This is a genomic window from Wandonia sp. (assembly GCF_984588085.1).
The window spans coordinates 1-7271 of the sequence record NZ_CFIGVI010000036.1 but is presented as its reverse complement, the minus strand read 5'-3'; the positions used below and the strand labels follow the sequence as shown (position 1 = coordinate 7271).

The following is a 7271-nucleotide window of genomic DNA, read 5'->3' as shown; positions in this document are numbered from 1 at the left end:
AAATAAGCATATCAAAACTAATAGCAAACATCTCTAACTCTTTTTGAAATATTTTTTTTCACCAAAGAAAATTCTACCTTGCGTATCTTTGATAGCAATTTCATCCCCTAAAAACGGATTCTTGATTATTTTTATAATAACCCCCTCAATCCAATCACTCAAGCCTGTAAGAGAAGGACTAGCTTTAGCCTTTTCTTTAAGATGAAAAACTTCTTCAACCATACTTCTACAATTTATCTTACCCTCTAACAAAGTTAGGAAAATTTTTCATCCCTGCTAAATACATATCCCAACGTCTCTTTCTATTCCTCCATTATGTACATCCAACACCTACAATGTACCTATCAGAACAAGAAAGGAGTCAGATAAATCTGACTCCTTTCATTTGTACCTACGTATCTCTTAAGCTAACTTCTTATCTTATATCTTTCGTATCGTATCAGATACGAACGATCCAATTGAATTTATCTTCCGATTTCCCGGATTTGATTGCGTTTAACTCATTGTAAACACGCTTTGAAAATTCTCTTCCCTCAATTTCAGGAAGTTTATAGTCCGTTCCCTGGTGGTGAATGACATCAATATGTGCGATGGTCGCAGCAGTTCCGGCTCCAAAAGCTTCCTGCAAACGTCCTTCTTTGATAGCAGTGATAATTTCTTCCACACTTACGCGGCGCTCTTCCACTTCGTATCCCCAGTCATTTGCCAGGTCAAGTACCGAACGCTTGGTAATTCCGCGTAGAATTGTATCTGCTTCTTCCGATGGAGAAATGATCTTGTTATCAATAACAAAAACGATGTTCATTGTTCCACTCTCCTCGATATACTTGTGCTCAATGGCATCTGTCCAGATCAACTGGTGGTATCCTTCTTTCTGTGCCAATCGTGCCGGGTAAAGAGAAGCCGCGTAGTTTCCTGCTGTTTTTGCTCTCCCTACTCCTCCCTGAACGGCGCGTGTGTAATACTCTTCTATTTTCACACGAAGCGGCTCCGGGTAATATTGTCCGACCGGACAGGTAAAAATCATGAATTTATACGTATCCGAAGGTTTAATCCCTATGAATTCGTCTGTAGCGAATAAATAAGGGCGGATATATAAAGCAGAATCAGCCGAAGAAGGAATCCATTGTTTGTCCGTCTTCACCAATTCATTCACCAGTTTTACAAATACTTCTTCCGGAATTTCAGGCATACACAAACGCATAGCTGACTCCTTGAATCGCTTTGCATTATCGTACGCACGAAAAACAGCCACGTCTCCATTTTCCATACGATAGGCTTTCATCCCCTCGAAAATGGATTGTCCGTAGTGAATTACGGAAGAGGCCGGATGCAATTTGATCGGCTCAAAAGGAACGATCTCAGGCGCCTGCCATTCTCCGTCCTTATAGTCCATCACTAACATGTGATCCGAAAAAACACGTCCGAAAGGCAGGTTATCAAAATCTACCTGATTAATGCGTGATTCTGCAACCGGCTTTACCTGAATTTCTAAGTTATCAGTAACCATAATTTCTCAAATTTGCGAGCACGAAGATAGCGATTTTTTCCGATTCTTTCTCTTTTAAAGGCAGGGGCTATCATCAATATATGTTAATTCTCTGTAAAGTTCTCAATCCTCTACCTGCAAAGCATCCACAGAAATTAAGCTGTTGTACTGGCTATTTCCATCTTCAAGTTGTATTTTTGGTCTTCCGGTTGGTATGGTATCAAAACTGTATGGTACGCTCCGGAACAATCAAAGTACAGACCGATTTGAGTAAAAGTCTTGAAATATTAGAGAAATACTGGGGGTATCCGTCCTTTCGTCCGTTGCAACAGGAGATTGTAGAATCTGCTATCTACGGACATGATACGCTGGCTCTTCTCCCTACCGGAGGAGGAAAATCAGTCTGTTTTCAGGTACCCGGACTTGCACGGGAAGGGGTTTGTCTTGTTATTTCTCCGCTTATTGCTCTCATGGAAGATCAGGTGCTAAATCTGCGAAAAAAGGGCATTAAAGCGGAAATGATTGTCAGCGGGATGAGTCTCCGTGAGATTGACATTGTACTGGATAATGTCCGGTTTGGTAACACCAAATTTTTATACACTTCTCCGGAACGACTCAAAAGTCGTTTGTTCCTTGAACGGGTAAAGCAGATGAATCTGGGATTGATTGCAGTGGATGAAGCCCACTGTATTTCTCAATGGGGGTATGACTTCCGACCTGCTTATCTCGATATTGCCAACCTGAGAGCTTTACACCCCGAAACGCCTGTTATCGCTGTCACAGCTACCGCGACGGAGAGGGTTAAGGAAGACATTGTCCATTACCTGCAATTAACAAAACACCGTTATTTCGAGGGGGATTTTTCCCGTAAAAACCTCTCCTACGAGGTCTATCACGTGGAAAATAAGGAACAGGCTCTATTGTATATGGCTAATAAATTCCGGGAACACTCTGGAATTATTTACTGCCAGACACGAAAAAGCACGAAGCAGGTGGCTCTGTTGATGCGATCCAATGGAATTACCGCTGATTTTTATCACGGCGGACTAACCCGAGAACAACGTACTGCGAAACAAAATAACTGGTTGCAGGGAAAGACCAAAGTGATTGTTGCCACCAATGCGTTTGGGATGGGAATCGATAAACCCGATGTCCGGTATGTGTTTCACTATGAGTTTCCTGATTCGCTGGAAGCTTTTTATCAGGAAGCGGGACGCGCCGGAAGAGACGGACTTCCCTCCCGTACAATGGCGTTTATCGGTGAAGGTGACCTCAGTGAAATTGAACGTAAAGTGCAATTGCGTTTCCCCGACCCCGAGGAAGTAAAGATGGTGTACCGCGCTATTTGTAATTATTTGCAAATTGCTATCGGTTCGGGGAAAGAAGAATCGTTTCCCTTTGATATCGGGGCCTTTATTAAAAGATACAATCTGGATGCCGTATCGGTATTCAATGCGTTGAAAATACTGGAACTAAATGAGAATCTTGTGTTCTCCGAAAATGCACTTCACTATACCCGTATGCGTTTTGCTGTGGGGAATAAACCATTGTATAATTTCCAGATAAAACACGAAAATCTCGATCCGCTGATTGCTATGATTTGCCGAACGCATCCCGGGGTTTTTGACAATTATGTAGAACTGGATGAACAAGGATTATTACGCCAACTCCGACTGACGAAACAGGAATTGTACCGCCAGTTGCAATTTATCGAATCGAATGGAATTGCAGAATTTAACTGGCGTTCCGAAATTCCGCGTGTAACCTTTTTACAGGAACGGCTTCCTGATGATTACCTGACGATTTCTCCCAAAGTCCTGAAAACCCGAAAAGATGTCGCTTTCGAAAAACTTGAAAAGGTCCGGCAGTATCTTACCGAAAAAACGTGCCGCAGTATTTTACTGGTTAATTATTTCGGGCAAAAAGGAGAAAAATGCGGTATTTGTGATGTCTGTCGCGCAGACAAAAAAAAGGCTGTTTCCGATGATGATTTGCGCCAGTTGATTCTGGATTATACGCAAGAGGCAAAGAGTATTTCCGAATTGAAACAGCTTATCGGAGCCCGGCATGAAATGGCACTAAAAAGACTGATACTGACGCTTACCGACGAAGGGAAAGTACATGTACAGGAAGGAAAAATACGAAACAGTGCCCCGTGATTCCCCGGAGCACTGCCTCTGTTGCTATTCTATTTAATCTTCTGTTTTTAATGAACAATCAGTTTACCGGAATACGTGTAATGCTCTGTCACACGAACGCGATAATAGTACACTCCCGGACTGATTTCTCCCATGTTTACTTTCATCCGATCAGAGGTAATCTTCTCACGGTAGACGATTGCCCCGGAAATGGAATATACTTCAAGTGCTAACTCTTCTTCATCCGTATGATTGTGTGTCAGGATAAATTCTCCCGTGTTCGGATTCGGGAATAATCGTACCTCAAACCCGGGTTCTTCTGTTATCATTTGGCTGCTCTTCTTCCCGCCACAGGTGATATAATCCGCCTTTGTCGGGTTTTGCAGAATTGTTCCCGAATACTGATCCAACGGGATAGCTGCCGATGGAAGGATAAAGGTCGATGTATCGACTGTACGCGGTTCCGGTTCAAATGCTTTTACTTTATCCGGTTGACTGGCAATCTGGATGCTTTTTATAATGGCTTTTTTCCGGTGATTAACTTGTATTTGCTGTATGGAGTCGACACCACATTGCTCCATACTTTCCAGTATTTCCAGTGCAATTGTTTCGCTTCCTACCTGACGCATAAAGTGAGCTTTGTCCAGTTCGAGTGCAAAAATCTGGTTGTTCATGGGTGCTCCTGCAAACTCATTGGTAAATTCATTCAATAAACGTGCATACTGTCCCTGCAGGAATGTAAATGTCGTTGCCGGCCAGGCTGACAGAGTATCGTTCATTATTTCTTCTTCAACGATGTACTTCATTTCTGACAAAACCAGAGAAAACAGTTCAGGGCTTTTCATAATCTCCCGGCGTGTAATCTGATCTGAAATCAGTTCGTCCAGCAAGGTCATAGCCTTGGCATTATCTCCCTGCGTACTGTCTCTGCGATCCATTTTATACAGAGCGGTCAAAATGGCCACATCCAGACGTACATTGTTATAGCTGGCTGTATTCACAAGTGGCAAGGATGGATATTCCGTGTCGTCGGTATCAAACAAGCTGACCAAATCTGCATTACTGAAGGAGTACACAGGGTTTCCGATGACACCTCCGGCATCAAATACTTGACAAGGTTGTAAGGCTAAAACAGGATCGGTTGGCACAGAAACGGTCTGTCCGATGTAACTTGTCAGGTTGAACTTAGCCGAAGACGGCGGTGTCAAATCATTCGCCCACTGGTTAGCAATCCCGGATACCTCGCAGGGATACCCTGCCATACAGGCCCAGGAAGTAGTTCCTTCTACAAATAAGCCCGGATTGGTTATTTTGTTGTATCCTTTGATCAATTTAAGAGCTGCCGTATTCGCCAGAATAACCGGTCCTGTATGATTGGATTCAATACGGTTGTATCCTCCCAGTCTAAAATATCTCGAAAGATCCATACTGCTGTAATGCGCTTCTAATGTTGAAACGCTTGTACCCAGAAATTCATTACACAACACGTTCATTTTCCCGTAAGAATCGGATACACCATACGCGTATTGATCGATCGTATTTTTCTTGAAGGTTATTTCGACCTGCGAATCATCTGCATACGCACGGGCATTGCCCGGAGGGTTAACAAAGGTGTTGTTGTCAATCACCGAAGCCAGACTCAGGTCTTCTGTCCTGATCGCTGCGTTACAGTTGTCAAAGGTACTGTACGAAATATGGACGTTTCCTCTTTCGTTTTGAATCGCATGGAACAGGTTGTTTGTCCCCGATATGTAACGGTGATTATTAAAATCACTCATAAATACTGTAAGCCGGTTGGACGGCTCAAATAAGTAGGACCAGATTCCTGCGTTATCAAATTCACACTGTCGGAAAGTAGAAGGAGCGGCCACCCGGATGTGTTGGGCTACCAGATCGTTTTCGTTTACAAAACGTACCCGGGTGCTTCTGATCCGCGTAGAGGAGATAATGGCATCTTCCTGTTCGGTACCTTCTGTAAAACGCACCAAACAATGCATAATCCGCAATTCATTCGGCACGTCTCCCTCAGCATCCGGGGTTACCAACAGCATTCCTTTTTGCTCAAACCGGATCAATTCATCGTCCTTGTCATCCCCGATCAGGTAGAGTGCTGTATTCTGGCCCCAGTTGGCATAGTCCATTTCGGTTCCCCGGATAACGATGCGTCCTTTGGCATTGGTTGCTGTTCCTATTTCGAATGTCGTGTTGTCTCCCAGGTTGATCTGTCCGTGGGTGTAATATAACGAGCCGTGCCCTGTCAGCATAAATTCGGAGTTTTCATTTACGGTCATCGGACTCTGGCTCTTTTGCATGACACGCGCATTGTCTTCAATGTGTAAACGTCCTCCGTTCAGGATCAGTTCCGCCCCTTCTTCGAATACCATATTGGAACCGGGGCGCACAATAACTTCTCCCCCGGAGTTAATCACCAGTTTGGTATTCGGGTAAAATACCATTTCCCCGCGTCGTCCTGCTCCGTCTCCCAGGATCAACTGACCTCCGCTGTTAACCGTAACAATGACTTCTTCGGTACCGCATTCGCCTCCACGGACTTTTACCGAGAAAACAGAATTATCAGCTGCCACACCGTCTCCGGAATTACTGAAACCAATCGGTGCTGATCCGTTGACACGCAAAATTCCCTGACTGTTCAACGTAAGATCATGATCCAGTACCGACCGCGTACGAACCGGTCCGGCACCTACCTGGTAGTAGGATTGCGGCAGTACATTCGTTTTTCCAAAGTTAAATGCCGAAGCCGTTAACGAGGTCATACCTGCCGGAATCTCCTCCCCGACCAAATGATATAAAAACCAGGGAGCGATGCGTGGATTAAAAAACGTGTGTAAGGTATTGTTTAGTGTCACGTTCTCCGGATACACTACTCCGTCCTTATCTGTACGATTATAAACGGTCTGGGAAACCGTTGCTATATAATGGTCTATCCCGACTGCCTGATTTTGCTGAAGTGCCTGCACCGGATTGGTAAAAGCGTTCGTGTACACGTTGGAATACCCACTATGCACGCCCCCTGCAAAGTTCAGTGTACTGACAACAGGTGTAAAACTCCAGGCATGAATATTAAAATTGATCAGTTCTGCATACGGAGGAATCATTTGAGGAAAAAGTATCGGTTTCATAGCTCCGCCCGGTGATGAATCTACGGGCTTCATGCCTTCAACCGACCCCGTTTTATTCGAAAGTATAATCGGATAGTTCAATACACTAACGTGAAAGATCCCGGTATAAACAACACCATTTCCATCCGGAGCGGCGCGTATATCTGCAACAGCAAGCGCACTGGTTCCCAAACCAAATGTTATAAAAGGACCAAATGCACTTGCAACGATTCCTCCTACAACCTCCGAATCTCCGTAGTCATCCTGAAACGCTTCCGAATTCACCAAACCGTTCATGAGTACAATGTTACCGGACACTGCACTCAGAAGGGAGGTACCGGGAAGAAAATTCTGGGTTCCTCCAACAGCAAGTTGAGAACCGTTGGCTATGGCAAGTATCTCACAATTTTGGGGCATTCCCAAAACTACATTTTGCTCCGAGTAGTATTGGTTGTGCAAATTAAAAGGATGAAGCGGCCCATACGTCTGAAATGCCAGCATCTGGCGGGAAGCCGGAATATCCAG

General features: G+C 44.3%; 4 protein-coding genes. 1 reads left to right on the top strand and 3 read right to left on the bottom strand.

Annotated features, from left to right (window positions below; translation table 11 throughout):
• Positions 1-33: 33 nt before the first annotated feature.
• Together AC4PL9_RS11885 and AC4PL9_RS11880 are read right to left on the bottom strand one after the other, a co-directional pair.
• On the bottom strand, positions 34-222 hold the full coding sequence (locus tag AC4PL9_RS11885; RefSeq protein ID WP_491604966.1) for a hypothetical protein: 189 nt from the start codon (positions 220-222) through the stop codon (positions 34-36).
• Positions 223-439: 217 nt separating this feature from the next.
• Complete coding sequence (locus AC4PL9_RS11880; RefSeq protein ID WP_343785851.1) at positions 440-1510, bottom strand: branched-chain amino acid aminotransferase; 1071 nt, start codon at positions 1508-1510, stop codon at positions 440-442.
• Between the two features lie 209 nt (positions 1511-1719).
• Between AC4PL9_RS11880 and AC4PL9_RS11875 the strand changes: the two genes are divergently transcribed.
• Positions 1720-3648 carry a RecQ family ATP-dependent DNA helicase gene (locus tag AC4PL9_RS11875; protein WP_491604965.1) on the top strand — a complete coding sequence of 643 codons (1929 nt, stop codon included), beginning with the start codon at positions 1720-1722 and terminating at the stop codon, positions 3646-3648.
• Positions 3649-3695: 47 nt separating this feature from the next.
• On the opposite strand, the gene AC4PL9_RS11870 is transcribed toward AC4PL9_RS11875, so the two are convergent.
• Positions 3696-7271, bottom strand: a 3576-nt coding sequence (locus tag AC4PL9_RS11870; RefSeq protein ID WP_491604964.1) for a T9SS type A sorting domain-containing protein, incomplete at its 5' end; no start/stop codon positions are given.